This is a genomic window from Janthinobacterium sp. SUN211 (genome assembly GCF_030587315.1).
GTDB lineage: Bacteria > Pseudomonadota > Gammaproteobacteria > Burkholderiales > Burkholderiaceae_D > Janthinobacterium > Janthinobacterium kumbetense.
Window position 1 is genome coordinate 154,391 of record NZ_JAPWIC010000007.1, and the last position, 26,025, is coordinate 180,415.

The 26,025-nt window shown below is 63.5% G+C and carries 29 protein-coding genes; 14 read left to right on the forward strand and 15 right to left on the reverse strand.

The window, feature by feature from the left end; genetic code table 11:
- Positions 1-83: 83 nt before the first annotated feature.
- From O3301_RS22515 to O3301_RS22540, 6 genes are all read left to right on the forward strand, one after another.
- The gene (locus O3301_RS22515; protein ID WP_099667384.1) at positions 84-395 is read left to right on the forward strand and encodes a hypothetical protein; all 312 of its coding nucleotides are present in this window, start codon (positions 84-86) and stop codon (positions 393-395) included.
- Between the two features lie 222 nt (positions 396-617).
- Positions 618-971, forward strand: a complete 354-nt coding sequence (locus O3301_RS22520; RefSeq protein WP_289897372.1) for a hypothetical protein — start codon at positions 618-620, stop codon at positions 969-971.
- Between the two features lie 41 nt (positions 972-1,012).
- Positions 1,013-1,345 carry a hypothetical protein gene (locus tag O3301_RS22525; protein WP_289904483.1) on the forward strand — a complete coding sequence of 111 codons (333 nt, stop codon included), beginning with the start codon at positions 1,013-1,015 and terminating at the stop codon, positions 1,343-1,345.
- Positions 1,346-1,550: 205 nt separating this feature from the next.
- The gene (locus O3301_RS22530; protein WP_305057546.1) at positions 1,551-2,573 is read left to right on the forward strand and encodes a serine hydrolase; all 1,023 of its coding nucleotides are present in this window, start codon (positions 1,551-1,553) and stop codon (positions 2,571-2,573) included.
- 115 nt (positions 2,574-2,688) lie between these two features.
- Entirely contained in the window at positions 2,689-3,027 is a 339-nt protein-coding gene (locus O3301_RS22535; RefSeq protein WP_099667380.1) for a hypothetical protein, read from the forward strand.
- Between the two features lie 55 nt (positions 3,028-3,082).
- On the forward strand, positions 3,083-3,349 hold the full coding sequence (locus tag O3301_RS22540) for a hypothetical protein (protein ID WP_152257397.1): 267 nt from the start codon (positions 3,083-3,085) through the stop codon (positions 3,347-3,349).
- A 79-nt stretch (positions 3,350-3,428) separates the two neighbouring features.
- On the opposite strand, the gene O3301_RS22545 is transcribed toward O3301_RS22540, so the two are convergent.
- The 6 genes from O3301_RS22545 to O3301_RS22570 form a co-directional block, all read right to left on the reverse strand.
- Positions 3,429-3,995, reverse strand: coding sequence for a fasciclin domain-containing protein (locus O3301_RS22545; protein ID WP_369812229.1), 567 nt, complete (start codon positions 3,993-3,995; stop codon positions 3,429-3,431).
- A 175-nt stretch (positions 3,996-4,170) separates the two neighbouring features.
- Entirely contained in the window at positions 4,171-5,598 is a 1,428-nt protein-coding gene (locus O3301_RS22550) for an efflux transporter outer membrane subunit (RefSeq protein ID WP_305057609.1), read from the reverse strand.
- Positions 5,599-5,642: 44 nt separating this feature from the next.
- Positions 5,643-8,843, reverse strand: coding sequence for an efflux RND transporter permease subunit (locus O3301_RS22555; RefSeq protein ID WP_099667378.1), 3,201 nt, complete (start codon positions 8,841-8,843; stop codon positions 5,643-5,645).
- A gap of 2 nt (positions 8,844-8,845) precedes the next feature.
- Positions 8,846-10,090: an efflux RND transporter periplasmic adaptor subunit gene (locus tag O3301_RS22560; RefSeq protein ID WP_099667377.1), complete on the reverse strand. Its 1,245-nt coding sequence runs from the start codon at positions 10,088-10,090 to the stop codon at positions 8,846-8,848.
- A gap of 271 nt (positions 10,091-10,361) precedes the next feature.
- Positions 10,362-11,222 carry an alpha/beta hydrolase gene (locus O3301_RS22565; protein ID WP_251348172.1) on the reverse strand — a complete coding sequence of 287 codons (861 nt, stop codon included), beginning with the start codon at positions 11,220-11,222 and terminating at the stop codon, positions 10,362-10,364.
- Positions 11,219-11,404, reverse strand: coding sequence for a hypothetical protein (locus O3301_RS22570; RefSeq protein WP_289904478.1), 186 nt, complete (start codon positions 11,402-11,404; stop codon positions 11,219-11,221). The genes O3301_RS22565 and O3301_RS22570 overlap by 4 nt, the downstream gene beginning before the upstream one ends.
- 175 nt (positions 11,405-11,579) lie before the next feature.
- On the opposite strand from O3301_RS22570, the gene O3301_RS22575 reads away from it, so the two are divergent.
- Genes O3301_RS22575 through O3301_RS22585 form a run of 3 tightly spaced genes read left to right on the forward strand, consistent with a single transcriptional unit; the run spans position 11,580 to position 13,968 of the window.
- On the forward strand, positions 11,580-12,542 hold the full coding sequence (locus tag O3301_RS22575) for a LysR family transcriptional regulator (RefSeq protein WP_099667375.1): 963 nt from the start codon (positions 11,580-11,582) through the stop codon (positions 12,540-12,542).
- Positions 12,539-13,516, forward strand: coding sequence for a D-2-hydroxyacid dehydrogenase (locus O3301_RS22580; protein WP_305057547.1), 978 nt, complete (start codon positions 12,539-12,541; stop codon positions 13,514-13,516). Before O3301_RS22575 ends, O3301_RS22580 begins: the two co-directional genes overlap by 4 nt.
- Positions 13,513-13,968 carry a hypothetical protein gene (locus O3301_RS22585; protein ID WP_305057548.1) on the forward strand — a complete coding sequence of 152 codons (456 nt, stop codon included), beginning with the start codon at positions 13,513-13,515 and terminating at the stop codon, positions 13,966-13,968. Before O3301_RS22580 ends, O3301_RS22585 begins: the two co-directional genes overlap by 4 nt.
- Positions 13,969-13,971: 3 nt before the next feature.
- Here the strand turns inward: O3301_RS22585 and O3301_RS22590 are convergent, their stop codons facing one another.
- The 7 genes from O3301_RS22590 to O3301_RS22620 all read right to left on the reverse strand — a co-directional run bounded on the left by O3301_RS22590 (position 13,972) and on the right by O3301_RS22620 (position 19,087).
- Positions 13,972-14,484 (reverse strand): DUF1993 domain-containing protein, encoded by a 513-nt coding sequence (locus O3301_RS22590; RefSeq protein WP_305057549.1) that lies wholly within the window; start codon positions 14,482-14,484, stop codon positions 13,972-13,974.
- The gene (locus O3301_RS22595) at positions 14,481-14,957 is read right to left on the reverse strand and encodes a hypothetical protein (protein ID WP_305057550.1); all 477 of its coding nucleotides are present in this window, start codon (positions 14,955-14,957) and stop codon (positions 14,481-14,483) included. The genes O3301_RS22590 and O3301_RS22595 overlap by 4 nt, the downstream gene beginning before the upstream one ends.
- An 89-nt stretch (positions 14,958-15,046) precedes the next feature.
- A complete protein-coding gene (locus O3301_RS22600; protein WP_305057551.1) occupies positions 15,047-15,922 on the reverse strand; it encodes a PHB depolymerase family esterase in 876 nt (291 codons plus the stop codon).
- A gap of 72 nt (positions 15,923-15,994) precedes the next feature.
- Entirely contained in the window at positions 15,995-17,218 is a 1,224-nt protein-coding gene (locus O3301_RS22605) for a HAMP domain-containing sensor histidine kinase (RefSeq protein ID WP_305057552.1), read from the reverse strand.
- Complete coding sequence (locus O3301_RS22610) at positions 17,215-17,925, reverse strand: response regulator transcription factor (RefSeq protein ID WP_305057553.1); 711 nt, start codon at positions 17,923-17,925, stop codon at positions 17,215-17,217. Before O3301_RS22610 ends, O3301_RS22605 begins: the two co-directional genes overlap by 4 nt.
- Positions 17,922-18,461: a GNAT family N-acetyltransferase gene (locus tag O3301_RS22615; protein ID WP_305057554.1), complete on the reverse strand. Its 540-nt coding sequence runs from the start codon at positions 18,459-18,461 to the stop codon at positions 17,922-17,924. Before O3301_RS22615 ends, O3301_RS22610 begins: the two co-directional genes overlap by 4 nt.
- A 62-nt stretch (positions 18,462-18,523) precedes the next feature.
- Entirely contained in the window at positions 18,524-19,087 is a 564-nt protein-coding gene (locus O3301_RS22620) for a GNAT family N-acetyltransferase (RefSeq protein WP_289910617.1), read from the reverse strand.
- A 139-nt stretch (positions 19,088-19,226) separates the two neighbouring features.
- Between O3301_RS22620 and O3301_RS22625 the strand changes: the two genes are divergently transcribed.
- The 5 genes from O3301_RS22625 (at position 19,227) to O3301_RS22645 (ending at position 23,822) form a co-directional block, all read left to right on the forward strand.
- A complete protein-coding gene (locus O3301_RS22625; RefSeq protein ID WP_305057555.1) occupies positions 19,227-20,819 on the forward strand; it encodes a sensor domain-containing diguanylate cyclase in 1,593 nt (530 codons plus the stop codon).
- A 35-nt stretch (positions 20,820-20,854) separates the two neighbouring features.
- Positions 20,855-21,595: a CPBP family intramembrane glutamic endopeptidase gene (locus tag O3301_RS22630; protein ID WP_305057556.1), complete on the forward strand. Its 741-nt coding sequence runs from the start codon at positions 20,855-20,857 to the stop codon at positions 21,593-21,595.
- A gap of 41 nt (positions 21,596-21,636) precedes the next feature.
- Positions 21,637-22,299: a hypothetical protein gene (locus O3301_RS22635; RefSeq protein WP_305057557.1), complete on the forward strand. Its 663-nt coding sequence runs from the start codon at positions 21,637-21,639 to the stop codon at positions 22,297-22,299.
- Between the two features lie 10 nt (positions 22,300-22,309).
- Entirely contained in the window at positions 22,310-23,116 is an 807-nt protein-coding gene (locus tag O3301_RS22640; RefSeq protein ID WP_305057558.1) for a DUF6624 domain-containing protein, read from the forward strand.
- A gap of 193 nt (positions 23,117-23,309) precedes the next feature.
- Complete coding sequence (locus O3301_RS22645; RefSeq protein ID WP_289914193.1) at positions 23,310-23,822, forward strand: ATP-binding protein; 513 nt, start codon at positions 23,310-23,312, stop codon at positions 23,820-23,822.
- Here O3301_RS22645 and O3301_RS22650 read toward each other — a convergent pair.
- Both O3301_RS22650 and O3301_RS22655 read right to left on the reverse strand, forming a co-directional pair.
- Positions 23,819-24,964, reverse strand: coding sequence for an alpha-hydroxy acid oxidase (locus O3301_RS22650; protein WP_305057559.1), 1,146 nt, complete (start codon positions 24,962-24,964; stop codon positions 23,819-23,821). The genes O3301_RS22645 and O3301_RS22650 overlap by 4 nt on opposite strands.
- 94 nt (positions 24,965-25,058) lie before the next feature.
- Positions 25,059-26,015 carry a phytanoyl-CoA dioxygenase family protein gene (locus O3301_RS22655; RefSeq protein WP_305057560.1) on the reverse strand — a complete coding sequence of 319 codons (957 nt, stop codon included), beginning with the start codon at positions 26,013-26,015 and terminating at the stop codon, positions 25,059-25,061.
- Positions 26,016-26,025 lie beyond the last annotated feature (10 nt).

Genomic DNA, 26,025 nt, shown 5'->3' on the forward strand with positions numbered 1-26,025 from the left:
ATTGCCGTGCGGCGCGTTTTTGGCACAGTGACAGGGGAAATGCATCTCCTGAACTACAACCCCACTTCTCGAGGAACTGCACCATGAAAAAAGTAATCGCTACTCTGATCGCCGGCTTGTTCGCTACCGCAGCCTTTGCTCAAACGCCAGCCGTGCCTGCCAAGGCCGAAGCCAAGCACACCAAGGAAGTGGCAAAAGCAGAAGCCAAGGAAACCAAAGCCGTAGTCAAAGCCGATGCGAAAGAAGCAGTCGTCGCCGCCGATGCCAAGGCCGATGTCGCCAGCGCCAAGGCCGACGCAGCCGCCACCAAGGCAAAAGCCCATCACAAAGCGAAAAAAGCCAAAGCCAAGGCTGACGAAGCCAAGACTGAAGCGACCGCAGCAGCAGCCAAGTAAGTCCCTCCGCGCATTTTCAGCGCCACACAAAAAGACAGCTTCGGCTGTCTTTTTGCATTTTCATGCCGCCTTCCTCAATGAACGTCGCTTAAATCACCTGATTGTAAGAAAGTGTAAACAAGGTCAACCATAACCTTTCGGGGCGCGTTTTCTGCTCAGTGACACGGGAATCATCCCGGCACCAACAGACATACCAGACAAACCACCACAGAGGACTGCACCATGAAAAAAGCAATTGTTACCCTGATCGCCGGCCTGTTCGCTACCGCAGCCTTTGCCCAAACCCCTGCCGCCCCGGCAGCGTCGGTCCCCGCCAAAGTGGAAGCGGCGCACACCAAGGCTGTCGTCAAAGCCGACGCCAAGGAAGCGCAAGCCGTCGTGAAAGCGGATGCAAAAGAAGCGAAAGCCGTCGTCGCCGCGAAAACGGAAGTGGCCAGCGCAAAAACGGAAGCAACTGCCACCAAGGCCAAGGCGCACCACAAAGCCAAGAAAACCAAGGCCAAGGCCGACGCAAAACTGGCTTCGGCCACCGCTGCAGCGCCAGCATCTGTACCAGCGCCAGCAGCCGCCAAGTAATCATCGACACACCATCACTTACCACTTGCCAGGAAAATAAAATGAAAAAAGTTATCGCTACCCTCATCGCCGGCCTGTTCGCTACCGCAGCCTTCGCCCAAACCCCTGCCGCCCCGGCAGCGTCGGTTCCCGCCAAGGCGGAAGCGGCCCACACGAAAGCCGTCGCCAAGGCAGAGGCCAAGGAAACCAAGGCTGTCGTGAAAGCGGACGCCAAGGAAGCGGTCGTCGCAGCCGATGCGAAAGCCGATGTCGCCAGCGCCAAGGCCGACGCCAAAGCCACCAAGGCCAAGGCCCATCACAAGGCCGGCAAAGCCAAGGTAAAAGCGGATGCGGCAAAAGCGGACGCCGCAGTTGCTGCCACACCGGCAAAGTAAGCCAAATGTAGCCACGCAAGCGCATCCGCCGGGTCTGCGCTTGCGTGGCCACTTCGCGTACCAGGGACAGCTTCGGCTGTCCTTTTTGCTTGGCGCTCGTGCGGCGCGCCTTCACGCAAACTTCATCGAACAGGCCAGCTTGCACACGACAAAACGGCGCAATTGGGCGACACTGGCAATCCGACCATCGCCACGAAAGCTGTCCATGCGCCGCCTGCCGTTTTCACTATTGAGCGCCCTCTTCCTGACGTGCCCTGTCCTGGCGCAGGACAACGCCCCCGCCACCCTCGATCAAGTCCTGCAAGCCCAGGATGGCGACAGCCATGGCGACTTGCGTGCCGTCGTCGTGCTGCGCGACGGGGCCATCGTCGCCGAGCGCTATTACAACGGCGAGACGGCCGACACCCTGCACGACATCCGCTCGGCCGGCAAGAGCATCACCGCGCTGCTGGTCGGTGCGGCCGTGGCGCGCGGCCAGCTGGCGACAACAAAAACGGTGGGCGGCTACTGGCCCGAAGTCGCTGCCAGCCCGGCGGGCAAGGTCGTCCTCGACGACTTGCTGACCATGCGTTCGGGCCTGGCCGCCTTCGATGAAGACGAACACTCGCCCGGCAATGAAGACAAGCTCGATGCAGCGCCCGAGCCCGCCGCCTTCGTGCGCGGCGTGCCGGCCGCAACAAAGCCGGGCAGCATCTACCGCTACAACTCGCTGGGTTCGTACATTGCCGGGCGCGTGGTGGAAAACGCCAGCGGCGCCGACCTGGAAGACTACGCCGCCAAGGCGCTGTTCGCGCCGCTGGGCATCACGCGCTGGAGCTGGGGCCGCGACGTGGCACGCCACCCTAAAGGCCAGGGCAACCTGTCGCTGCGCGCGCGCGATACGGCAAAAATCGGCCAGATGGTGCTGGACGACGGCGTATTTGACGACAAGAGAGTGATCGACGCCGCCTGGCTCAAGGCAGCGCTGGCGCCGCGCGTGGCCATCGGCGCCGTCGACCGCTATGCCGACAGCTACGGCTATTTCTGGTACGCGAAGACGCAGGACGTGGCCGGGAAAAAGATCGCCGTGCATTTCGCCTCGGGCAATGGCGGCAACAAGATCTACGTGATACCGGCGCGCCGCATGGTGGTGAGCATCGCATCGAGCGCCTACGGCAAGGGCTACGGGCAGCGCCGTTCGGAAGACATCCTGAAAGCCATTTTGGCCGCGGATGCCACGCAGATGTAAGCGATTGTAATGACCGTCAACGCAAGCGTCCGGGGGTGCGTTTTATGCTCAGTGACACGGGAATCATCCCGGCACCAACAGACATACCAGACAAACCACCACTGAGGACTGCACCATGAAAAAAGTAATTGCTACCCTGATCGCCGGCCTGTTCGCAACTGCTGCCTTTGCCCAAACGCCAGCAGCTCCCGCAGCCTCGGTTCCCGCCAAAGTGGAAGCAGCCCACACCAAGGCCGTCGTGAAAGCGGATGCCAAGGAAGCGCAAGCCGTCGTGAAAGCGGACGCCAAGGAAGCGAAAGCTGTCGTCGCCGCGAAAACGGAAGTCGCCAGCGCAAAAACGGAAGCTGCCACCACCAAGGCCAAGGCGCATCACACTGCGAAAAAAACCAAGGCCAAGGCAGATGCCAAACTGGCGTCGGCCACCGCTGAAGCAGCGCCTGCAGCAAGCAAGTAATCCAGTCCATCAGCACCCGATTTTTATTCGCACCATTACCTTATAGGATTTCATCATGAAAAAAGTTATCGCCACCCTGATCGCCAGCCTGTTCGCCACCGCCGCTTTCGCCCAGACGCCAGCCGCACCTGCAGCACCGGCCGCTCCAGCAGCTTCTGCCGCCGCCGTCGCACCAGCAGCCAAGGCTGAAGCGCCAGCCGCCGTCAAACCGGCCGCGCACAAGAAAGCCAAGCATCACAAGGCGAAGAAGGCAGCACCGGCAACGCCAGCAGCTCCGGCCGCAGCGGCAGCTTCCGCACCAGCAGCAGCGCCAGCCAAGTAATCGGCGCCATGCAGGCAAAAAAGACAGGGGCTTCCCTGTCTTTTTTTTCGTCCGCTATTTCGTACTCTCTTTCGTCCGCTTATTTCGGCATCAAGACCGTGTCAATGACATTGATCACGCCATTCGATTGATACACATCATAGGTGCTGATGTTGGCGCTATTGCCGCCCTCGTCCATCACGACGATGTTGTGCATGCCGTTCATGGCGAACATCAGCTTGCCCCCGCTGGCCGTGGGAAGGGTCGCCTTACCATCATGCATCTTGATCTCCTTCGCCAGCGCCTTGAAGTCGTATTTGCCCGGTACCACGTGATAGGTGAGGATTTTCGTCAGGGTCGCCTTGTTTTCCAGTTTCACCAGGGTGTCGACGGTGCCTGCCGGCAGCTTGCCGAAGGCCGCATTCGTCGGCGCGAACACGGTGAACGGGCCCTTGCCTTTCAAGGTATCGACCAGGCCGGCCGCCTTGACGGCAGCCACCAGGGTCGTGTGGTCGGCCGAATTGACGGCGTTGTCGACGATGTCCTTGCTGGGATACATGCTCTGGCCGCCCACCATGGTCGTCATGTCGGCGGCAAACGGGGCGCTGGCGGCCAGCAGGGAAGTAAAGGCGGTGACAAACAGTGCTGCGGGAATAAAGGTGCGCATGATGGTATCTCCTGGATGACTGCATTTGCGTGATTGCAGGAGTACTTACGCGGCCTTGCCGCAAACGGATTCAACTCGCTGAAAACAAAAAAACGGCGCCGTGCAAGCGCACGACGCCGTTTTGACGATGTTTTCCTTGCCGCGGGCCGGACATGCCAGCCCGCGGTGCCGGAAATCAGTTGGCCGCCACCTGCGGCTCCGTCTCACCCCAGCCGCCGCCCAGGGCGCGGATCAACGCCACCGTGGTGACGGCGCGGTTGCCGCGCAATTGCACGGCATTGCGCTCGATGGCCGCCAGGTTGCGCTGCGCGTCCAGCAGATCGAGGTAGCTGGAACGGCCCGCGTCGTACAGCTTTTGCGCCAGGTCGGCCGAGCGGCGCGCCGAAACGACGGCTTCGTCGATCTGCTGCGTCTGGCCCGACAGGATGCGCAGGCCGGCCAGGTTGTCTTCCACCTCGGCGAACGCCACCAGCACGCTCTGGCGATACGTCGCCACCGACTCTTCCAGCTGCGCTTCGCTGCGGCTCACGGCAGCTTTATTGCGTCCGCCGTCGATGATTGGCATCGACATCAGGGCGCCCAGCAGCCAGGAGCGGCTGCTCCACTTGAAGATGTCCGAGAACGTATCGGACGCACCGCCACCGGAAGCGTTCAAGGTCAACGCAGGGAACATGGCCGATTTCGCCACGCCGATGCGCGCATTCGACGCTTCCATGGTGCGCTGCGCCGATGCGATGTCGGGACGGCGTTCCAGCAGGGACGACGGCATGCCGGCCGGGATCACGGGCAGGAAGCCGCTGTCCTGCAGCGGGTTGACGGTCGCCGTGAAGCTGGCGGCCGGTTTACCCAGCAAGACGGCCAGCGCATGTTCGCTGGTCGCGCGCTGGCGCTGCAGGCCGATGGCTTCGGCGCGCGTGGTCGACAGCTCCGTGCGGGCACGGGACAAATCGAATTCGCCGATGTCGCCCAGGTCATAGCGGCGCTGGTTCACATGCACGCTTTCCTCGCGCAGGCTCACCGTCTGGGCCAGTGTCGCCAGTTCCGCATCCGTGGCGCGCAGCTGGAAGTAGGTTTGCGCCACGTCGGCCTGCAAGGACAGCAGCACCGAGCGGTAAGTCGCTTCCACGGCCAGCGCATCGCTGCGCGAGGCGCTGACATTCGATGCCACCCGGCCGAACAAATCGACTTCGTAGCTGGCCGTGAGATTCGCCTGGTAGACATTCGTCGCGGCCACCGGCGCGCCGTTCGGCAAGCCGAGCGACACGGCGGAAGCGCGGTTGCGCTGGCCGCCCACGTTCACGCCCACTTGCGGGATGCGGTCCGCTTCGGCGATGCCGGCAATCGCCCTCGCCTGCTTGACGCGGGCGGCGGCGACGGCCAGGTTGGCATTGGCCTGCGTGGCTTCGCTGATCAGGCTTGTGAGGGCCGGATCATTGAAGGCCAGCCACCACTCGCCGCGCGCCTGGCGCTCGGCTGGCACGCCCTGCTTCCAGCGCGTGCCGTCCGCCGCCGTCTGCACTTCCTTGAACGCCGTCGGCGTCTCGATCTGCGGCTGCTTGAACTCCGGCGCCGCGCAGGCGGCCAGCAGCACGGCTGCGGCCATGGCGGTCAGCACAGGCTTGACGCGCCAGATGATTTCCTTGGTTTTCAATATATATCTCCTTCCAGGTTCAATGCTGGCGCGGCGGCAGGCTTGGCGGCAGCATCGGCTGGTTTTTTCTCAAAACGCTGCGCCAGGGTGCGCAGCAATACATAGAACACGGGCGTCAGGAACAGGCCGAAGAAGGTCACGCCCAGCATGCCGGCGAAGACCGCCACACCCATCGCATGGCGCATTTCCGAACCGGCGCCGTGCGAGAACACGAGGGGCACCACGCCCATGATGAAGGCGATCGACGTCATCAGGATCGGACGCAGACGCAAGCGGCACGCTTCCAGCGCCGCTTGCACGACGGTGCGGCCATGCTCTTCCAGTTCGCGGGCAAATTCCACGATCAGGATCGCATTCTTCGACGCCAGCCCCACCAGCACGAACAGCGCGATCTGGGTAAACACGTTGTTGTCGCCACCGGTCAATTTGACGCCCAGCAAGGCGCACAGGATGGACATCGGCACGATCAAAATCACGGCCAGCGGCAGGGTCCAGCTTTCATACTGGGCGGCCAGCACGAGGAACACCAGCAGCACGCACAGAGGGAAGACATAGATCATCGTATTGCCGGACAAGATGTCCTGGTAGGTCAGCTCCGTCCACTCATACGAAATCCCCTGCGGCAGCACTTCCTTGGCGATGCGTTCCAGCGCGGCTTGCGCCTGGCCGCTCGACACGCCAGGCGCGGCGCCGCCGTTGAAATCGGCTGCAGCATACGCGTTGTAGCGCTGTACGCGGTCCGGACCATAGCTATCCTTGACGCGCATCAACGACGACAGCGGGATCATTTCGCCTTTGTCATTACGCACTTTCAGCTGCGCGATATCCTGGGCATGCGAACGGAACGCGGCATCGGCTTGCACGCGCACCTGGTAGGTGCGGCCAAACTGGTTGAAGTCGTTCACGTACAGCGAACCGAGGTTGATCTGCAAGGTCTGGTAAATCGTTTGCAGCTGCACGCCCATCTGCTTGGCTTTCACGCGGTCGACGTCGGCGAACAGCTGCGGCACGTTGATCTGGTAGCCCGAGAACACGCCCGCCAGTTCCGGCGTCTGGTACGCTTTCGCGGCCAGCGACTGGGTGGCGTTGTACAGCGCGTCGTAACCGAGGTTGCCGCGGTCTTCGATCATCATCTTGAAGCCGCCGATGGTACCCAGGCCGTTGACGGGCGGTGGCGGGAAGACCATGATGAAGGCGTCCTGGATACCGCCCAGGCGCTTGTTGATCTCGGCCGCGATGGCGCCGCCCGACAATTCCTTGCTGCTGCGTTCGTCGAACGGTTTCAGGGTGGCGAACACGATGCCGGCGTTCGGCGCGTTGGTGAAGTCGTTGATCGACAGGCCGGGGAAGGCGATGGTCGATTCGACGCCAGGCACCGACTTGATGACGTCGGACATGCGGCGCACGACATCTTCCGTGCGGTCCAGCGAAGCGGCGTCAGGCAATTGCGCAAAGCCCACCAGGTATTGCTTGTCCTGCGCTGGTACGAAGCCGGCCGGCACGGACTTGAAGGTGAAGATGGCGGCAACGACCAGCAGCGCATACACGCCCAGCGACGCGCTCTTGCGGCCCAGCACGCCCTTCACGCCCGCTTCATAGCGGTGCGAAGCGCGGCCGAAGAAGCGGTTGAACCAGGCGAAGAAGCGGCCGAAGACCATGTCCATGCCGCGCGTCAGCGCGTCTTTCGGCGCATCGTGCGGTTTCAGCAGCGCGGCCGACAGGGCTGGCGCCAGGGTCAGCGAGCTGAAAGCGGAAATCACGGTCGAAATGGCGATCGTCAGCGCGAACTGGCGATAGAACTCGCCGGACAAGCCTGGCACGAAGGCGATCGGCACGAACACGGCGCACAGCACCAGGGCGATGGCGACGATAGGACCGCTCACCTCTTTCATGGCCTGGATGGTGGCGTCGCGCGGCGACAAGCCTTCCTCGATGTTGCGCTCGACGTTTTCCACCACCACGATGGCGTCATCGACGACGATACCGATGGCCAGCACGAGGCCGAACAGCGACAGCGTGTTGATCGAGAAGCCAAAGCCCAGCATCACGGCAAAGGTACCGACAATCGACACGGGAACGGCCAGCAGCGGAATGATCGAGGCGCGCCAGGTTTGCAGGAAGATGATCACCACCAGCACCACCAGGGCAATCGCCTCAAGTAAGGTATGGATCACGGCTTCGATGGACGAGCGCACGAACTGCGTGGGGTCGTACTCGATGCGGTATTCCACGCCTTGCGGGAAGTCTTTCTTCAGTTCGTCCATCTTGGCGCGCACGTCGGACGACAATTGCAGCGCGTTGGCATTCGGCGCTTCGAAAATACCCATGCCGACGGCCGGATTATTGTTCAGCAGCGAACGCAGCGAGTAGCTGTTGGCGCCCATTTCCACGCGCGCCACGTCTTTCAGGTGCGTGACGGCGCCGTCGGCATTCGTGCGCACGATGATGGCGCCGAATTCCTCGGGCGTCTGCAGACGGCCCTGGGTATTGACGGTCAGCTGGAAGTCCGAGTTTTTCGCCGGCGAGGCGCCGATGACACCTGCAGCCACCTGCACGTTCTGCTCGCGGATGGCGTCGACGACGTCATTGGCCGTCATGCCGCGCGCCGCTACCTTTTGCGGGTCGAGCCAGATGCGCATGGCATAGTCGCCGGCGCCGAAGATCTGGATGTCGCCCATGCCGGGCAAGCGTGCCAATTGGTCCTTGACGTTCAGCACCGCGTAGTTACGCAGATACATGTCGTCATAACGCTTGTTCGGCGAGACCAGGTGCACCACCATGGTCAGGTTGGGCGACGATTTGACGGTCGTCACGCCGATCTGGCGCACTTCCTCGGGCAGGCGCGGCAAGGCGCGCTGCACGCGGTTCTGCACCTGCGTCTCGGCCTGCTCGACGTTGGTGCCGATCTTGAAGGTCACGGTCAGCATCATCGCGCCATCAGACGTGTTTTGCGAGGACATGTAGAGCATGTTCTCGACGCCGTTGATCTGCTCTTCGAGCGGCGCGGCCACGGTTTCGGCGATCACTTTCGGGTTGGCGCCCGGGTATTGCGCGCGCACCACCACGGATGGCGGCACGACGTCGGGATATTCGGAGATGGGCAGGCCGAAAATCGACAGCAGCCCGGCCACGAATATGACAATCGACAGCACCGCCGCGAAAATCGGCTTGTCGATGAAAAAGCGGGAAAAATTCATGTTTATTCCTTGGAAGTCGATGCTGCTTTCGCGGCGATCTTGGCGTCTTTTACTTCAGGTTTTGCGGGAGCGACAGGCGCGGTCGGGTCGAAGTCCATGGCCACCATCTGCGGCGTCACGGGCGCGCCGGGACGCACGCGCTGCAAGCCGTTGACGACGATCTTTTCGCCAGCCTTCAAGCCTTCGCGCACCACGCGCAAGCCGTCCGAATTCGGGCCCAGCTTGACGGCGCGGTATTCGGCCTTGTTGTCGGCGCCCACCACGTACACGTATTTGCGGCTTTGATCCGTGCCGACGGCGCGGTCGCTGATCAACAGCGCCGTGCTTTGCGCCTGCGGGCCATTGCCGCCGTCGAGCTGGATGCGCGCGAACAGGCCCGGCACCAGCTGGCGCTCGGCGTTGGCGAAGGTGGCGCGCATGCGCACGCTGCCCGTGGCCGGATCGAGCTGGTTGTCGACGAATTCCAGCTTGCCTTCATGCGGGAAGCCCGTTTCATTGGCCAGGCCCACCTTGACGGTGACGGGCGTGCCCTTTTGCGCCGTGCCGGCCACGCGCAGATACGTATCTTCATCGCCGTCGAAGCTGGCGTAGATGCGGTCCGTCGACACCACGGAAGTGAGGATGGCGGAAGCGTCGATCAGGTTGCCGACGGTGATTTCCGCCTTGCTGACGCGGCCGCTGATCGGCGCCTGCACCTGCGTGTACGACAGGTTCAGCTTGGCCGCTTCATAGGCGGCTTGCGCCGAGCGGGCATTCGCGTCCAGCTCTTTCAAGCCCGATGCCTTTTCATCGAATTCGCGCTGGGCGATGGCTTTTTCCGCCAGCAGCTTTTCAGCGCGCGACAGTTCCAGCTTGGCCAGTTCCGCCTTGGCGCGGGCCGAGGCGGCCGTGCCTTCGGCGCGCGACACTTCGGCCTGGAATGGGCGCGGGTCGATGACGAACAGCACGTCGCCTTTTTTGACTTCGCTGCCCGGCTTGAAATTGACGGCCGTGATGAAGCCGCCGACTCGCGAGCGGATTTCCACGCGCTCGATCGCTTCCAGGCGGCCCGAGAATTCCTGCGTTTCCGTGATCTGTTTTTCCACCACGGCGGCGGCCGAGATGGGCGGGCCGCCGGCCGCTGGCGCGTCGGGCACCTTGCTGTTGGCCGAATCGCAGCCGGCCAGGCTCACGGCCACCAGACCTGCCAGCGCGAGCGAGGCAGCCAGGGGCTTCAGCAGAGTGGAAAATTGTTGAACGTTTTTCATTTTATTTCCCTGTTTTATGAAAATTTCTAATGGTATGGGCGGCAGGAAGCAACCCAGCTTAAAAAGTGAATGGTGGTGCCATGGCGCCCGACGGCGCTCGATCAAAGGTAAACAGGCCGCCAGCTGCTTAAAAGCGGACGGGGACGACGAAGCTGGCTGTGCGAACGCACAACTCAGGCAGGAAGGGAACTACACTGCGTAGTGTAGCAACCAAAACTCAAAAAGTAAACTGATTAGTGTAAGTTTTTTTGCGGTGCCGCGGATGGCGGCGTCATGACTCGGGCTCCTGCCCCAGTCCGGCGACGAAACTGCTAATTTCGCTCAATACCTGTACCTTGCACGCGCACTCATTGCGGGCGGTGGCGTCTTGCAGCGGCGCGGCGGCCATGCGCCGCACGGTCGTCTTGATGCCGCAGGCGATCAGTTTGCTGCCGTATTGTTCAGCCTCGTCGCGCAATGGGTCGTCTTCGCTGGACAATATCAAGGCTGGCGGCAGGTTCTTCAGGCGGCTCGACTGCAATGGCGACGCGTACGGGTGGGTACGGTCAGCGGCATTCGGCAGGTAGCCGCGGTAGGCGGCGGCACACTGGTCCGCCACTTCGGCCAGGTCGGGACAGGTCGGCAAGGAGCGCATCGAGCAGGTCGACAGGCCGGGGTCGAGCATGGGCATGATCAGCACCTGGCCCGCGAGGGGCGGTCCGCCCCGGTCGCGCGACATCATCGCGCATACGGCGGCCAGGTTGGCGCCCGCCTCGATGCCCGACACCACCATCTGCTTGCCCGTCCAGCCCAGCTTGGACTTGTTCTTTTTTGCCCACAGCAGCACGGCATGCGCGTCTTCCACGGCAGCGGGGAATGGCCGCACACGGGCCAAGGTGTAGTTCGCGGCCAGCACCACGTGGTCGGGGTTGCTCAGCACGAGGCAGCGCAGGAAGTCGTCCGCGTCGTCCAGGTCGCCGTCGACAAAGCCGCCGCCATGGAAGAAGACCATCAGGTTCGGCTGCTTGGCACCCGGCACGCCGGCCGTGTAGACACGCGCGCCGAGCGCATCCTGCGCGCCCTGCACCTGGATATCGCGTATCTTCAGCGCCTGGCCAGGTGCCAGTTCGGCAGCGGTGTCGGCAAAACTCATTGCGCCACCACCGGCTGCACGGCAGCATCGAGCACCGTGTCGTTCAGGCACAACAGGGCGACGCCGCCCACTTCATGGGTCAGGGCGCTATAACCGCTGGCTTCGCTTTGCGCCGCCATCGAGTATGCATCCGTCGATACCATCGCGGCCAAAGCGAGCGAGCTCATAGCGAGAGCGAGCACTGCAAAGATTCCATTCCGATGAGCCATGATTTTTCTCCTGTGAACTTCCTGCGGCAATCACATTTATGCTGCAGTACAACAACTATAGACTTGATCTACAATCTGATAAAGAGTGCAATGACGAATTGATTGTTCAGGATTATGAATAATCAAGCATAAAGTGATAAGGAATCAAGTGAACAAGCTGCAAGCCATGGAAGTTTTCATCCAAGTCGTCGATGCGGGCGGCTTTACGCGCGCGGCGGAAAACATGCAGCTGCCGAAAGCCACCGTCTCGACCCTGATCCAGTCGCTGGAAGCGAGCCTGTCGGTTAAGTTGCTCAACCGCACCACGCGCCACGTCAGCATCACATCCGATGGCGCCGCCTATTACGAGCGCTGCGTGCGCATCCTGTCGGACGTGCGCGAGGCGGAGGAATCGCTGTCGCGCACGCGTTTGAGCCCCAGCGGGCGGCTGCGCGTGGATGCGCCCACGGCCCTGGCCAGCGAATTGATCATCCCCGCCCTGCCCGACTTCTTTGCCCGCTACCCGGACATCTCGCTGGAACTGGGCTGCAGCGACCGCCCCGTCGACCTGATCGAGGAAGGCGTCGATTGCGCCGTGCGCGGCGGCGAATTGGGCGACCTGAACCTGATCGCGCGCCGGGTCGGCGTGCTGCACTTCATGACGTGCGCCTCGCCCGGCTACCTGGCACAGCACGGCACGCCGCTGCATCCGGACGACCTGGCGCAGCACCGGGGCGTGAATTTTTTCTCCGCCAAGACCGGTAAAACCTTCGATTGGGATTTCACGCGCGCCGGCGACCGCATCCAGATCGCCATGCCCAGCCATATCGCCCTGAACGACTCGAATGCCTACACGGCCGCCGGCCTGGCGGGCCTGGGCATCGTGCAAATGACGCATTTCATGCTTGCGCCCCTGATAGAACAAGGCAAAATGGTGGAATTGCTCAGCGAATGGGAATCCGACCCGCTGCCCATCCACGTGATCTATCCGCCCAACCGCCATCTGTCGGCCAAGGTGCGCGTGTTTGTCGAATGGGTCGCCGACATGTTTACCAACCACCCGGCCACGCAACTGAAAGGCAAGAGCAGCCTTCCCAGCGCGCGCGCCACCCAGACCGAGGCCCAGCCATGACCGCAGCAAGCACATCGCCGCACCCGCACCGCATCGTCTTTCTCGACCGCGACAGCCTGATCGCCACCGTGCGCCCGCCCGCCTTCGCCCACAGCTGGCAAGAACATGCGCACACCAGGGGCAGCGAACAGACGGTGGCTCGCCTGCAAGGCGCCACCATCGCCATTACGAATAAAGTGCCACTGCGCGCGGCCGAGCTGGCGCAGTTGCCGGACCTGCAAATGATCGCCGTGGCCGCCACCGGCACGGATATCCTCGACCTGGCTGCCTGCCGCGAGCGGGGCATCGTCGTGGCAAATATCCGCGACTATGCGCGCGCCACCGTGCCCGAACATACCCTGGCGCTGATGCTGGCCCTGCGCCGCCAGCTCGTTGCCTACCGCGCGGACGTGGAAGCGGGACTGTGGCAGGCGTCCGACCGCTTCTGCCTGTTCGGTCACCCGATCCGCGACCTGGCCGGCAGCCGCCTGGGTTTGCTGGGCTACGGCGCGCTGGGCAAGTCCGTGGCCCAGCTGGGCCGCGCCTTCGGCATGCAGGTGATCGTGCACAACCGTTCGCCCATCAATGAAGATGGCGTGAAGGAAGTGGGCTTCGACGAATTGCTGTCCGGTTCCGACGTGCTGAGCCTGCACCTGCCGCTGACGGACACCACGCGCAACATCATCGGAGCAAAGGAACTGGCGCGCATGCAGCCGACCTCGCTATTGATCAACACGGCGCGGGGCGGCCTCGTCGATGAAGCGGCACTGGCGGAGGCCTTGAAAAACGGCGTGATCGCCGGCGCCGGTTTCGACGTGCTGTCCAAGGAGCCGCCTCCGCCCGACAACCCGCTGCTCAATTTGCGCCTGCCCAACTTCATCCTCACGCCGCACACGGCCTGGGCCAGCGGCGAAGCCATGCAGAAGCTGGCCGACATTTTGATCGGCAACGTGGAAGCGTTCGAACGGGGTACACCGACGAACGTGGTGGCATGAGTCTGTTAAACGAGCTGGATGCACTGCTGTGCAGCGACGACGATGAATACGACCGCCTCGACCTGTTTCTCGAGGCGGACGAGCTGATCGGGCAACTGCAAGCGGCCGACGTGCCCGAGCTGCTGGCCCTGTGGCGGGCGCGCAGCCCGTGCTGGCAGCAGCGTTTCACGCAAGCGAGCAGCAACATCGACGGCGCCGTGCTGCGCGCCCTGCTGGCCGGTTTGCTGCAGATCAAGGAGCCTGCCCAAGGCGTGCTTGAATTGATGTCGCGCCTGCCGCCCGTCGCCGACAACTCTGCCCTCAGCGAGGCCCTGCTCGACTACGCCGTGCAAGCCTGGCATGCGGACCCGGCACGGCAGCGGCAAATCCAGATCAGTTGCTGGAGCTGCGGGCTGTCGGGCCGGCTGTTGAAGCGGCTGGGACTGGCGTCGTGGAAAGACGCGGGCTTGTAGGAACTACGGCGCGGCAGGCCGCTCGAATGAAAACCCCGGCGCATACGCGTGATAGCCATCGAAATCGCCCTTGCCGATGGCCGCGCCGGCGCTGCGCGCAATCGCATACGCCATGCTGAAGTGAAAATAGAAATTCGGCAGTATGTACAGCTGCAAGAATTCATCGGCCGGCAGCACGATGTCGGCGAAGCCGGCGCGGTCGCGGCAGATGCGGTCTGGCGGCCCGTCAAAGCGCTCCACGGGAATGTCCTTGAGGTAGCGCATGGTGTGTGCGATCTGTTCCTGCAGGCTGGCGGCGGCGCTGAAATCGGCCACGGCCAGCCCCGCCAGCGGACAGCAGCCGCGCAGGGAAAAGCTCACGGCCGCGCGCACTTGCTGGGCGAACGGCAGCATGTCGGGGTGCAGGCGCGCCGCCAGCATGTGCGGCGCGGTGCCGGTCTTGTCCAGCATGGCGGACAGCTGCGCCAGGGAACGGCAAAAGATGGCGGCCGGGTGGATGGGCGTCACGCCTGTCATGCCGAGCCTCCCGCCGCCGCATCGTACGCCACGGCCTGCTTCAGCACGCGGATCAGGCGGCGTTCATGGCGGCCCACGGCGGCCCAGTCCCAGGCATCGGTCTGACCAAAGTCCGGGTAAAGGGGCTGCCATTTTTCCGCGCGCTTTTGCGAATTTGCGCTCACATGCGACGCCAGTCCCTTGCCGCTGGACAGGCGCAGGTAGACGCGGATGACGCCCCAGCCTTCGCACACGTAACGGTAGGTGAGGCCGCCGCACTTGGCCGGGTCGAGGGCGATACGGCGCGGGGCAAAGTGCCCGGCCATGTCCGGGTAATGCACGGCCAGGAGCACCTCGCCGGCCCCTTCGGCTTCCAGCCTGGCCGCATACGCGCACAGCTCGGCAGGCGAGTGGAAATACAGCGTTTCCCTTTCCATCTGCGAATACGCCTGCGCCACGGCCGCGCCGGGCTTGGCAAAGATTGCCGCGGCCATGGCCGCGATGCCTGCTGTTGATAATGCCACTGTGTCTGCCTTTCCTGTTGCCTGATGGTTACGCCATGCGCCGCCATCCTAGCATGGCGTCAACGGCGATGGCGGCTGAAAAACTCCCACATGACCTCATTCGCATCGATGGCGCGCGTGGTCTTGCCGATGGGCAGGCCGACGTTGAAGGCATCGGCGCCCGGCCACGTGTGGCCGCCTTCCTTGACGGTGAGCAAGGCCACGCTGGCGCCAGCGGCGCCCTGCTCCAGCCAGCTCACTTGCGTGGCGTCGCCCGCGGGGCCAGGAAGCAGACGCGGCTGCGGCCTGGCACCTTCGATGCCGTTGTACTGGCGCCAGTAATCGAACGTATCCTCGGCGGACAGATAGCCGCCATCCTTGCCCCCATACGCGACCACCTTGTCGGCCGTGCCCTGTATCAGCAGCATGCCGACCTTGTCCGCCTTCTTGTGATGCTGCCGTACCGGTTCCGGCATGGGCGCCCCCACCGAGGCGACGGCGGCGAACTGTTGCGGCAGCTCGGCCGCCAGGCGCAGGGCAAAGAAACCGCCGCGCGACAGGCCCGTGGCATACACGCGCTGCTCATCGATGCGGTAATCCTGCTTGAGTTTGCTCAACATCGCTTGCGTAAAGCCGACATCGTCCGTGCCCGCCAGGTAATCCATGCCGAAGCCCACGTTCCAATCCTGCTTGATACCTTGCGGATACACAACGATGAACTGGTGCCGCTCGGCCGTCTTGTTCATCTGCGTGTACAGCATTTGTTCCGCCATGCTCATGCCGCCGCCATGGAAATTGAAGACGACGGGAAAGGTCTTTTGAGGCTGGCTTTGATACGCAGCCGGCGTGTAGACGATGTAGCGGCGCTTGTCGTCCTTGAGCTGCAGCGATTGCACCTGGGCCAGCACGGGCATGGACAGGCAGGACAGGATGAACAGGCTGACGGCGATTTTCATGGGCTTCCCTTCAAGTAAAAGAGCAGCCAGCATATGCAAGGGCAGGTGAAATCGCGGTGAAATCCGCCGACTTTATCGCGCCCGGGCCGGCACGATGGCGACACGGAACTGCGTCGCGCCCGGATGTAAAACAATGTCCCAGTGCATGGCTTTTGCCAGGCGCAGCAGCAGGTCCTGGCCATGCGCGAAACCGTGGATGCGTGGCGCTTGCCCCGGCTGCACGGTATTGTCGATGCTCAGGCAACCTTGCGCAAACGCAATACCGATGCGGCAATCGGGGCCGCCATGGAACAGCGCATTCGCCAAGCAATTATTGAGGAGCAACATGACCAGTTGCGGATTGCCGACCACCTCCAGCCGCTCCGGCAAGTCCAGGGCCAGCAGGCTGGCATCCCAAGGGTATTCATCGAGCAGGCGCAGCAGGCATTGCTCGATACAGCCGCGCAATTCGACCACGTCGCCCGGCAATTGCTCGGCCCGCGCCAGCGCGAACAGCACGTCGATGGTGGCGCGCATCTCGTCCGTGGATTGCCGCAGCTGCGCCTGCTCCTGCTTGCCCAGCGGCTGCACATAGTCCAGCGCCAGGGTGTTGTGCATGAGGGTCAACGGCGTGCGCAATTCATGGCTGACGTCGCGGGCAAATGCCTGTTCGCGCCGCAATACCGCCTGCAATTCGGCAAAGGTGGTTTCCAGCCGGCGCGCCAGGAAACCGATCTCGTCGGGGCGGTCGCGCTCGCTGAAATGGACGGCGCCGCCGGGCGCCAGCCGGCGCGCTTCCTGGGCCAATCTCTGCAAGGGCAGCACGAGGCGCCGCGCCAGCCAGTACGCCAGCAGCAGCGCCAGGCCGATCAGCGCCAGCGCCACGCCAGCCACGACGCCGCCCACTTCCCGCACCAGGCGCGAGACCACCAGCACGGGCGCCACGTCGGCCAGCAGGTATGCGCGCTGCGGCTGGCCGCCGGCAACAATATCCAGCGCCAGCACGTGATAATGCTGGCCCGTCGTCGTAAACACTTCCCCGCGCGGGGCGGACGGCGGCACGTGCGCACGCACCGCTTGAGGCAAGTCAAGGTAACTGCCATAAACCGTGATGAGGTCGCTGCCAGAAGGCGTAAGCTTATCGTGCTGCTGCCAGCGCATGCTGACGGCCGCCGCTTCGCGCTCGAGCAGGCGCTGCACCAGCATGTCTTCCGTCACATACGCAATCACCAGCGCCAGGCCCGTGTAGCATAGGCACAGCAAGACGGTGAAGCCGGCCAGGGCGGCAAACAGGCGCTGCCGGATCGACTTGCTCATGGCGATGCCGCCGCGCCGAAGGCCAGGCGGTAGCCCAACTGCGGTATGGTCACCAGTATGCCCGCCGCGCCAGCCCCGCCAAGCAACTCCAGCTGCTTGCGCAGCGCGTAGATGTGCGATTTGAGGGCGTCGCTGTCGGGCGGCTGGCTACCCCACAGCTGCTGCAGCAAGGCCGAGCGCGAGACGGCGTGCGGGTATTCGCGGCACAGCAGCAACAGAATTTTAAAACCCGTCTGCGTCAATGGCAGCGGTGCGTCGCCATACAGGGCGCGCCCTGCGCGCGTCTGCAAGGTAAACGGACCCACGCGCATTTCCTGGTGCACGTGCAACTGCTGCCGGCGCGCCAGCGCTTCGCAGCGCAAGGCCACTTCGCGCAAGTCGAACGGCTTGGTCAGGTAATCGTCGGCGCCGTCGCGAAAACCGCGCGCCTTGTCTTCGTACGCGTCGCGCGCCGTCAGCATCAAAATCGGCACATTGCTGGGCGCGGCCGCCTTGATGGCGCGGCACACTTGCAAACCATCCATGTCGGGCAGGTTCAGGTCCAGCAGCACCACGTCATAGCTGTTGCGCGTGGCCAATTGCACGGCCAGCGCACCCGTGCCCGCATGATCCGTCTGCCAGCGCAGGCCGTCGAGGAAATCGAGCACCTGGCGCGCGATGGCCAGGTGGTCTTCCACCAGCAGGATACTCAGGGGAAGTTTATTCATCGCACGCCGGCAATGCGCGCATACAGCCAGAAATTGCCTGACCTTCCACGAATTTGCCGGTAGCAGCGCAGATAGCCTTCCCGCTCGAAAGCGCAGCGTTCGAGCACACGCATCGACCGTTCATTGCTTTCCAGCACGGTTGCCTGGATGCGCCGGAAGCCGAGGCGCTGGAAACCCCAATCCACGACAGCGTTCACGACGGACGTGGCCACGCCCTGCCCCCACACGGCAGGAGCAAGATCGTAGGCGATTTCAGCCGTGCCGTGCTGCGGGGAAATGGCATTGAAGCCGACCGTGCCCACCAGCCGGCCCCCGTCGCGCAGCACCACGGCCAGCCGTATGGACGACGATGGCTGGGCCGATGCATAGTCATCGAAATTGGCCTGCAGATCGTCGGCGCACTGCAAGTTCCAGCTCGTGTGCTCCACGACGGCAGGGTCGGCCAGGTAGGCATACCAGGCGGACGCGTCGCTGTATTCCAGCGGGCGCAAGGTCACCAGCGGGTGGCCTGAAGCGGGTAGATCGACAGCGATCATCGCCTGGCATCCTCCTCAGCTGCGGCCTGGCGATCGCTGGAACGCGCCGCCAACCTGTCCGCTCACGCGGCGCCCTTGCGCCGCGCTTCCCACTCGCGGCGCAGCAAGCCATACAGCGCCGAATCGCTGACCTGGCCTCCGACGATCCAGCGTTCGGGCAGAAAACCTTCCTTGTTGAAACCCTGGCGTTCCAGGGCGCTGGCCGAACCGGCGTTGTGCGGGTCGATATCGGCTTCCAGACGGTTCAGGTCGCGCTCGATGAAGGCGAATTCCAGCAGCGCCGACAGCGCTTCGTGCATATAGCCCTTGCCCCAGTACGGGCGGCCCAGCGCGTAGCCGATCTCGGCGCGGCGGTTCTGGCGGTGCTCGGAAAACAGGCTGCAGCTGCCCAGGTATTCGCCCGTCGCCTTCAGCTCGACGGCGAAGCGGAAGAATTCCTCTTTCTCGAAAGCGGCGATGTCCTCGGCAATCTGGCGCGCGGCGCGGCCCGTGTCTTCCCAGGGTGGTTCGCTGAAATAGCGCATCACTTCGGGATCGGAATGCATGGCGAACTGCGCCGCCTCATCGGACGGTTGCGGCTTGCGCAGGATCAATCGTTCAGTAGTGATGGTCTTGCTGTAGGTCATGGCTCTCCAGTCTGGCTGCAAACGGACGAAGGCTTATTATTCCATGCAACTATAACGATGTGGCAATTTTGTGCGCCTGCTTTTAATGTAGTATGGCAATATTTCCACCATATCATTGATGCAACTTCATGATTCGCCTATGGATGCAGTAAAGGATGCAACAAACAAGGACGCGGCGGGCACCCTGCCGGCGCAGCCCGAGGTCTTGAGCAGGCACAAGCGGCCAGTGATCGTCTGGGCCAGCATCGCCTTCTTCTGCATGTGCGCCATGCTGCTGGGCATGACCATCTGGATCGTCTGGTCTTCGCGCGAAGTCCGCCTGCGCGAGAGCAGGGCGGCGACGGAAAACATGGCGCGCGCCCTTGCCACGCAAGCCTACATGGAACTGGAAGTCGCCGATGTCATGCTGGAAGATATCGTCGAACACATCCGCAACGAAGGCAATAATGACGCCACGGGCGAGCGCTTGCAATCGCACCTGCAGCAGCTGTCGAGGAATATCGTGGAAATTGCCGGCGTCTTCATTTTTGACAGCCAGTGGGACTGGCTGGCCACCTCGTCCGGCGCCAGGCAGGACGGCAACAACGCCGACCGCGATTATTTCACCTATCACAAGACGCATGCGCAGCTGGGCAGCCGCATCAGTGCACCCGTGCGCAGCAAATCCAGCGGGCAATGGGTCTTGCCCGTGTCGCGCCGGGTGGAATTGGCGGACGGTTCCTTTGCCGGCGTGGTGCTGGTCACCCTGGGGCTCGCCTCCTTCGAACGCATCTACGATAGCCTCAACCTTGGCAACACGGGCACGGCATTCTTTGCCCTCGACGACGGCACGCTGATTTACCGGCGGCCGTTCCAGCCCAATGTCATCGGCATGGATATTTCGTCGGGCGCACTCTTGCGCGCCTACCGCGAAAAAGGACCTGTCGGCACGGCCATGATGACGGCGAAGGTGGACGAAATCGAACGGCTGTACAGCTATCGCCACCTGGAACGCTTTCCCGTCATCGTGGCGGCGGGGCTCTCGAAGGAAGACGTCTTCGCCGAGTGGCAAAAGCTGAGCATGCAAATCGTGCTGGCGTCGCTGACGGCGGGAGCGGCGCTGATCTACCTGTTCCGCAAGCTGATGCGGCAGATTGCCGTACGCGACCGCATCGAAGCCAGCCTGCGCCTGGCCACGGCGGAGCTGCGGCACGCGAATGCGGACCTGGCGGCGCGGGCGTCGCAAGACGGCTTGACGGGACTGGCCAACCGCCGCTGTTTCGACGAGACGCTGGCACAGGAATTGAAGCGCGCCCAGCGCAGCGGCCATGAAGTGTCGCTGATCATGCTCGATGTGGATTTCTTCAAGAAATTCAACGACCAGTATGGCCACGTGGCGGGCGACGAGTGCCTGCAGGCAGTTGCCGGCGCCGTGGCCCGCAGCGTCGGCCGGACCGAAGACCTGGCGGCACGCTATGGCGGCGAAGAGTTCGCCGTGATCATGCCCGACACCAACGCTGCGGGCGCGCTGGACGTGGCGGAAGCCATCCGCTCGGGCGTGGAAGCCTTGCAGATTGCCCATGCGGCCAGCGCGAACGGTGTCGTGACCGTCAGCCTGGGCGCAGCCACGCTGCAGCCCGCACGGGATTGCTGCAGCGACAGCAGCGAGCTGATACGCCAGGCCGATGCCCTGCTGTACCAGTCGAAAAATACGGGCCGCAACCGCGTCAGCGGCGGCGGGCCAGCAGCATGACGCCGCCCATGCCAGGAAAAAGAATCGCCCTCACCATGCCGGTCACCCTCATCGCACTGGCCATCTGGCTGGGCTTGAGCCTGGGCGGCCGCTGGCTGGAAGCGGCCGGCTACGCCTTGCCGGGCGCTGCCGTCACCGGCCGCATCGGCCTGTCGTGGGCGCTGGCCGCCCTGTTCGCGCTGGCGCTGCTGCTGGCCTCAAGCCGGCGCCGCGCGGCGGGCCTGTGCGCGCCGCAGCCATGGAAAACGCTGTGGCTCGTCTCGCCGCCCCTGCTGTATGCGCTGCTGATGCTGTTGCTGGCCTGGGCCGGCGGCTGGCCGCAGCCGCGCGTGCTGCTGATCGTCGCTTGCAATGCGGCCCTGGTGGCCGTCTCGGAAGAGCTGATGTTCCGCGCCATCTTGCTGCAAGGCATGCTGGAGCGCTACGCCGTCTGGCCCGCCGTCCTGATGTCCTCGGCGCTGTTCGGCCTGGCCCACACGGCCAACGGCCTGGCCACGGGCGACGTCAGCGGCGCCCTGTGGCAAGCCGTGGCCGCCACCCTGCAGGGCGTCGGCTACGCGGCCATCCGCCTGCGCACCCGCTCCATCTGGCCCATGGTGCTCGTGCATGGCTTGTGGGACTACGCGCTGGTGACGGCCACCTTGCCCAACCCGGCCGAAGACGGCGCGTCTATCCTGCCGTATATCGCCCTGCTGGCCGTGCTGCCCCTGTGCCTGTACGGCGTCTACCTGCTAAGCCCCAGCCAGCGCGCCATCCTGTCGCAAGCGCAACTATAATATTGCGACACAATTTTCCATCCACTTGCCGAGGAAGCTGCATGGCGTTTTTTTCACGTGATTACGAAGTATTCCTGCTGCTGGCCGCGCCCGCTGCGGCGCCGCTGTGGGATGCGGCGCAATGGATGCCGTTCGCCGCCAGCCTCGATGGCCTCATGGCGCAGGCAAGCGCGAGGGGCAAGCCCGGCGTGCGCAGCCATCAATACAATCCCAAGGGCAAGCCGATTTCCTTTGGCCGCCTGGGCTGGGACGACAAATCGCACGCGAAGTGGACGCATACGCCGGAAACACGCGACGCCCGCTTCATGAGCCTGGAAGCGTGGGCGCCCACCTGGACCATTTGCGAAAAGGATGGCCAGGCGCCCGATGTGTTCCTCGCCCTGGCCAACGAATCGCTGCTGGGACGAGCAGACAAACCCTTGCAATTTGGCCAGCGCCTGGTGTGCGCCATCGCCACGGACCTGGGCCCGGAAGCGGCCGCCTTGCGGCATTCCCTGGCGCAACTGGCGGCGCAGCAAGACGCCGTCGTCTTCGCCCACACGCAACGCCAGTGGGGTAGCGCCTCGCCATACGGCGGTTTCACGGACGCCATCCAGGATATGCTGATCGGCGGCCTGTTCCGACAAGACGACCCGCATGTGCAGCCGCTCGATGACGCCACGTTCCGCGAAAAGTGGACCTTGCTCGACCTCCCCCATTTATGAACGGACTCCCATGCCACGCCTGACCTTCTCCATCCTGCTGTGCTGCAGCGTCCATGCGGGCGCCTTCGAACTGAGCGGCACCATCCGCAGCAACGGCCCGCCGCTGCCGCAAGCCATCAGCATCGTTGCCGAGCGCATGCACGGCGAGCCGCAGATACATGGCACGGTAGAAAATGGCCGCTACCGCATTGATGTGCCAGCAGACAGCACACTGGCACTGCTCCTGCAATCGCCGGGCTGGGAAGCGGAGCCCAAGCTCATCTTCAGCGCGGCCACGGCGGGCGCGGTGGACTTCCTGCTGTATCCGGCCGCGCTGCCCGAAGCGGCGCTGGCAGCCGAATTGCGGACCATGGAACAGGAAGACCAGGCCCTGCGCGCGGGATTCCCGCCAACGGGGCCGGACCTGGCCACACGCCAGCGCATGCTGGCCACGGATGAAGCACGTGAGCAACGCTTGCGGCAAATCATCGCCAGCAAAGGCTGGCCCACGCAAACAATGGTCGGCTACAAGGCGGCGGGCAGCGCCTGGCTGATCGCCCAGCATGGATCAAGTGCCTTCCTCAAAAGCAGCCTGGTCCTGATGCGCGCAGCAGCGGCACGGGGAGAGATCACGCCTTCGAAGCTGGCACTGGCGATCGACCGCGACCTGTGCAGTAACAATCAGCCGCAGCTGTACGGCAGCCAGTTCCGCACGGATAGCACCGGCAAGACGTTCCCCTGCCCCATCGACGATCCGCAGCGCCTGGAGCAGCGCCGCGCCAGCATGGGCATGGAACCCTATGCACAGTACCGGCAGTTATTCGAACAGGACAATTGACAACGTCAACCGTTGCATGGCATCGTTGCACCATGCAATCGCCATTCCCGCCCCTGCCATCGATTATTGCCGCCATTTCACACATGGTGGCTGGACAGGAATGACATTGACCAAGCCGCCTGAGAGGCGGCTTTGATTTGCAGCAACTGGTCAAGACGTCTCGCAGACTATTTTTCACTTTCAGCGAGCGACCATGCAAACCACTTCCGGTACCACCGTTCCCACCACGCCCACCCTGCACCTCGTGTGCGGCAAGATTGCCTCGGGCAAATCCACCCTGACCGCCCGCCTTGCGGCGGCGCCGCACACCGTGCGCATCAGCGAAGACAGCTTGCTGGCGCAACTGTATCCGGGCCAGATCGCCAGCCTGGCCGACTACGCGGCTTGCGCGGCGCGGCTGCGCGCGGCCATCGCCCCCTTGTGCCTGCAGATGCTGCAGGCGGGCGTGTCCGTCGTCCTCGATTTTCCCGCGAATACGCCGGCCAGCCGCGCCTGGATGCGCGACCTGTTCCAGCAGGCGGGCACGCCGCACGTGCTGCATTACCTCGACGTGACGGATGAGGAATGCAAGGCGCGCTTGCGCCAGCGCAATGCCAGCGGGCTGCACCCGTTTTCCACCAGCGACGCGCAATTTGATGACATCACGCGCCACTTCGTGCCGCCCCAGGCATCGGAAGGTTTTGAAATCGTGCGAATTGCCGCTTAAAACGTTCCCGGCAGCAGGATTTTCTTGTCCACCTGCTGCAGGTCGCGCAAGCCGCAAAACGCCATCGTCAAGTCCAGTTCATTGCGGATGATGTCCAGGCATTTGGTGACGCCCGGCCCGCCCATGGCGCCCAGGCCGTACAGGAACGGGCGGCCGATGTACACGCCTTTCGCGCCCAGGGCCACGGCCTTGATCACGTCCTGGCCGGAGCGGATGCCGCCGTCCATGTGCACTTCGATCTGGCTGCCGACGGCGTCGACGATGGCGGGCAAGGCTTCGATCGACGATTGCGCGCCATCGAGCTGGCGCCCGCCGTGGTTCGAGACGATCAGCGCGTCGGCGCCGCTTTCCACGGCCAGGCGCGCGTCTTCCGGGTCCATGATGCCTTTGATGATGAGCTTGCCGCCCCAGCGCTGCTTGATCCATTCCACGTCCGCCCACGACAGGCTCAGGTCGAACTGCTGCTGCGTCCAGGCCGACAGGGACGACATGTCGGAGACGGAGGTCGCGTGACCGACGATGTTGCCGAAGCCGCGCCGTTTCGTGCCCAGCATGCCCGCCACCCAGCGCGGCTTGCTGGCCATGTTGAGGATGTTCGGAATGGTCAGTTTCGGCGGCGCCGACAGGCCGTTGCGCAAGTCCTTGTGGCGCTGGCCCAGCACCTGCAAGTCCAGCGTCAATACCAGCGCGCCGCACTTGGCCGCCTTGGCGCGGTCGATCAGACGGTTGATGAATTCGCGGTCCTTCATCACATACAGCTGAAACCAGAACGGTTTTGTCGTGTTCGCCGCCACGTCCTCGATCGAGCAGATGCTCATGGTCGACAGGGTGAACGGCACGCCGAATTGCTCGGCCGCCTGGGCCGCGAGGATTTCGCCATCCGCATGTTGCATGCCCGTCAAGCCCGTGGGCGACAGGGCCACCGGCATCGATACGTGCTGGCCCACCATGGTCGAAGCCAGGCTGCGGTTTTCCAGGTTGACGGCCACGCGCTGGCGGAACTTGATCTTGGCGAAATCGCTGTTGTTGGCGCGGTACGTCGATTCCGTCCAGGAACCGGAATCGGCGTAGTCGTAAAACATGCGCGGCACCCGTTTCTGGGCCAGCACGCGCAAGTCTTCGATGCAGGTGATGATACTCATGCGTTTCCTCGGTCGATGGCAAGTCAAGCCATGATCGTGCATTTGCCGGCAATTGTCTATCCGGCAGGCAATGCCATCGGACGTCGCGCCACGCTTACCAGCCGCGCGCGCCGAGGATCTTCTCGCCCAGTGCAGTCAGCTGCGCCTGCGGATAGCGCAGCTGTTCCTTTTCCTCGGGGTCGCCAGGAAACGCATAGCCTTGCGGCGCGCTGCGCTCGCGCCAGCTTTGCACGCGCCAGTCGCGCAGGGCTTGATTGTCTTCCTGGGCTGGCGTGAAGGAAATGTATTGCGCCAGGCGCACCTGGTCCGTCGACGTGTTCGGGCGGATGCCGTGCGCCAGCAGGCTGTTGAAGATCAACAACTCCCCTTTCTTCATGGCAATGAATTCCATCGGATATGGCACCGTCGCCAGATCCGGCTGCCACGGGTTGCGGTCTTGCGGCACGGCCTTGCGCCACGCCAGCAAGTTGTTGAACAATTCCGGATAGCATTGAAAGCCGCCGCTGTCGGGCGAAGTATCGGACAGGGCCAGCACGCCCTGCACATTGACGGGCAGCGGGTCGAGCGTGGTGTCGGCATCCCAGTGGATGAAGCCGCCGAACTTGCGCTTGCCATTGTTCGGCGTGTTCAGGTTGGCGCGGTCGATGGTCACCCACAAATCCTGACGGTCCCAGATGTCGACAAAGGCGTCGTACACGCGCTGGGTCTGGCGGTTATCCCACAGGGTCTGGTTGTGATAGGCCTCGACCATGCCGGAACCGTTGAGCTCTTTCATCGCGTGGTCGCGCAACTGGTCCCGGTTCCAGGTGGAGGCATCATGCTGGTCCAGCCCCTGGAATTCCCACAGGAAATCGGTCGTGCGGCGTACCTGTTCCGGCGTCACGGCATCCTTGACGATGACGTAACCATAGGTTTGCCAGTGCAGGAAATCGCTGTCGGACAGCACGCGCAGGGGCAGCTGTTTTTGTATGTCGCGCAACTGGGTTTGTTCCGTGTAAGCCACGGATGGATTGCCGGGACGGTCTTCGCCGTACTGATATCGGTTTTGCATCGCTGTCTCC

Bases quoted from the DNA above. Each gene is read 5' to 3' on its own strand.
- O3301_RS22515 (WP_099667384.1), top strand. From the start codon at position 84: ATGAAAAAAGTAATCGCTACTCTGATCGCCGGCTTGTTCGCTACCGCA.
- O3301_RS22520 (WP_289897372.1), top strand. From the start codon at position 618: ATGAAAAAAGCAATTGTTACCCTGATCGCCGGCCTGTTCGCTACCGCA.
- O3301_RS22525 (WP_289904483.1), top strand. From the start codon at position 1,013: ATGAAAAAAGTTATCGCTACCCTCATCGCCGGCCTGTTCGCTACCGCA.
- O3301_RS22530 (WP_305057546.1), top strand. From the start codon at position 1,551: ATGCGCCGCCTGCCGTTTTCACTATTGAGCGCCCTCTTCCTGACGTGC.
- O3301_RS22535 (WP_099667380.1), top strand. From the start codon at position 2,689: ATGAAAAAAGTAATTGCTACCCTGATCGCCGGCCTGTTCGCAACTGCT.
- O3301_RS22540 (WP_152257397.1), top strand. From the start codon at position 3,083: ATGAAAAAAGTTATCGCCACCCTGATCGCCAGCCTGTTCGCCACCGCC.
- O3301_RS22545 (WP_369812229.1), bottom strand. From the start codon at position 3,995: ATGCGCACCTTTATTCCCGCAGCACTGTTTGTCACCGCCTTTACTTCC.
- O3301_RS22550 (WP_305057609.1), bottom strand. From the start codon at position 5,598: ATGGCCGCAGCCGTGCTGCTGGCCGCCTGCGCGGCGCCGGAGTTCAAG.
- O3301_RS22555 (WP_099667378.1), bottom strand. From the start codon at position 8,843: ATGAATTTTTCCCGCTTTTTCATCGACAAGCCGATTTTCGCGGCGGTG.
- O3301_RS22560 (WP_099667377.1), bottom strand. From the start codon at position 10,090: ATGAAAAACGTTCAACAATTTTCCACTCTGCTGAAGCCCCTGGCTGCC.
- O3301_RS22565 (WP_251348172.1), bottom strand. From the start codon at position 11,222: ATGAGTTTTGCCGACACCGCTGCCGAACTGGCACCTGGCCAGGCGCTG.
- O3301_RS22580 (WP_305057547.1), top strand. From the start codon at position 12,539: ATGACCGCAGCAAGCACATCGCCGCACCCGCACCGCATCGTCTTTCTC.
- O3301_RS22585 (WP_305057548.1), top strand. From the start codon at position 13,513: ATGAGTCTGTTAAACGAGCTGGATGCACTGCTGTGCAGCGACGACGAT.
- O3301_RS22590 (WP_305057549.1), bottom strand. From the start codon at position 14,484: ATGACAGGCGTGACGCCCATCCACCCGGCCGCCATCTTTTGCCGTTCC.
- O3301_RS22595 (WP_305057550.1), bottom strand. From the start codon at position 14,957: ATGGCCGCGGCAATCTTTGCCAAGCCCGGCGCGGCCGTGGCGCAGGCG.
- O3301_RS22600 (WP_305057551.1), bottom strand. From the start codon at position 15,922: ATGAAAATCGCCGTCAGCCTGTTCATCCTGTCCTGCCTGTCCATGCCC.
- O3301_RS22605 (WP_305057552.1), bottom strand. From the start codon at position 17,218: ATGAGCAAGTCGATCCGGCAGCGCCTGTTTGCCGCCCTGGCCGGCTTC.
- O3301_RS22610 (WP_305057553.1), bottom strand. From the start codon at position 17,925: ATGAATAAACTTCCCCTGAGTATCCTGCTGGTGGAAGACCACCTGGCC.
- O3301_RS22615 (WP_305057554.1), bottom strand. From the start codon at position 18,461: ATGATCGCTGTCGATCTACCCGCTTCAGGCCACCCGCTGGTGACCTTG.
- O3301_RS22620 (WP_289910617.1), bottom strand. From the start codon at position 19,087: ATGACCTACAGCAAGACCATCACTACTGAACGATTGATCCTGCGCAAG.
- O3301_RS22625 (WP_305057555.1), top strand. From the start codon at position 19,227: ATGGATGCAGTAAAGGATGCAACAAACAAGGACGCGGCGGGCACCCTG.
- O3301_RS22630 (WP_305057556.1), top strand. From the start codon at position 20,855: ATGCCGGTCACCCTCATCGCACTGGCCATCTGGCTGGGCTTGAGCCTG.
- O3301_RS22635 (WP_305057557.1), top strand. From the start codon at position 21,637: ATGGCGTTTTTTTCACGTGATTACGAAGTATTCCTGCTGCTGGCCGCG.
- O3301_RS22640 (WP_305057558.1), top strand. From the start codon at position 22,310: ATGCCACGCCTGACCTTCTCCATCCTGCTGTGCTGCAGCGTCCATGCG.
- O3301_RS22645 (WP_289914193.1), top strand. From the start codon at position 23,310: ATGCAAACCACTTCCGGTACCACCGTTCCCACCACGCCCACCCTGCAC.
- O3301_RS22650 (WP_305057559.1), bottom strand. From the start codon at position 24,964: ATGAGTATCATCACCTGCATCGAAGACTTGCGCGTGCTGGCCCAGAAA.
- O3301_RS22655 (WP_305057560.1), bottom strand. From the start codon at position 26,015: ATGCAAAACCGATATCAGTACGGCGAAGACCGTCCCGGCAATCCATCC.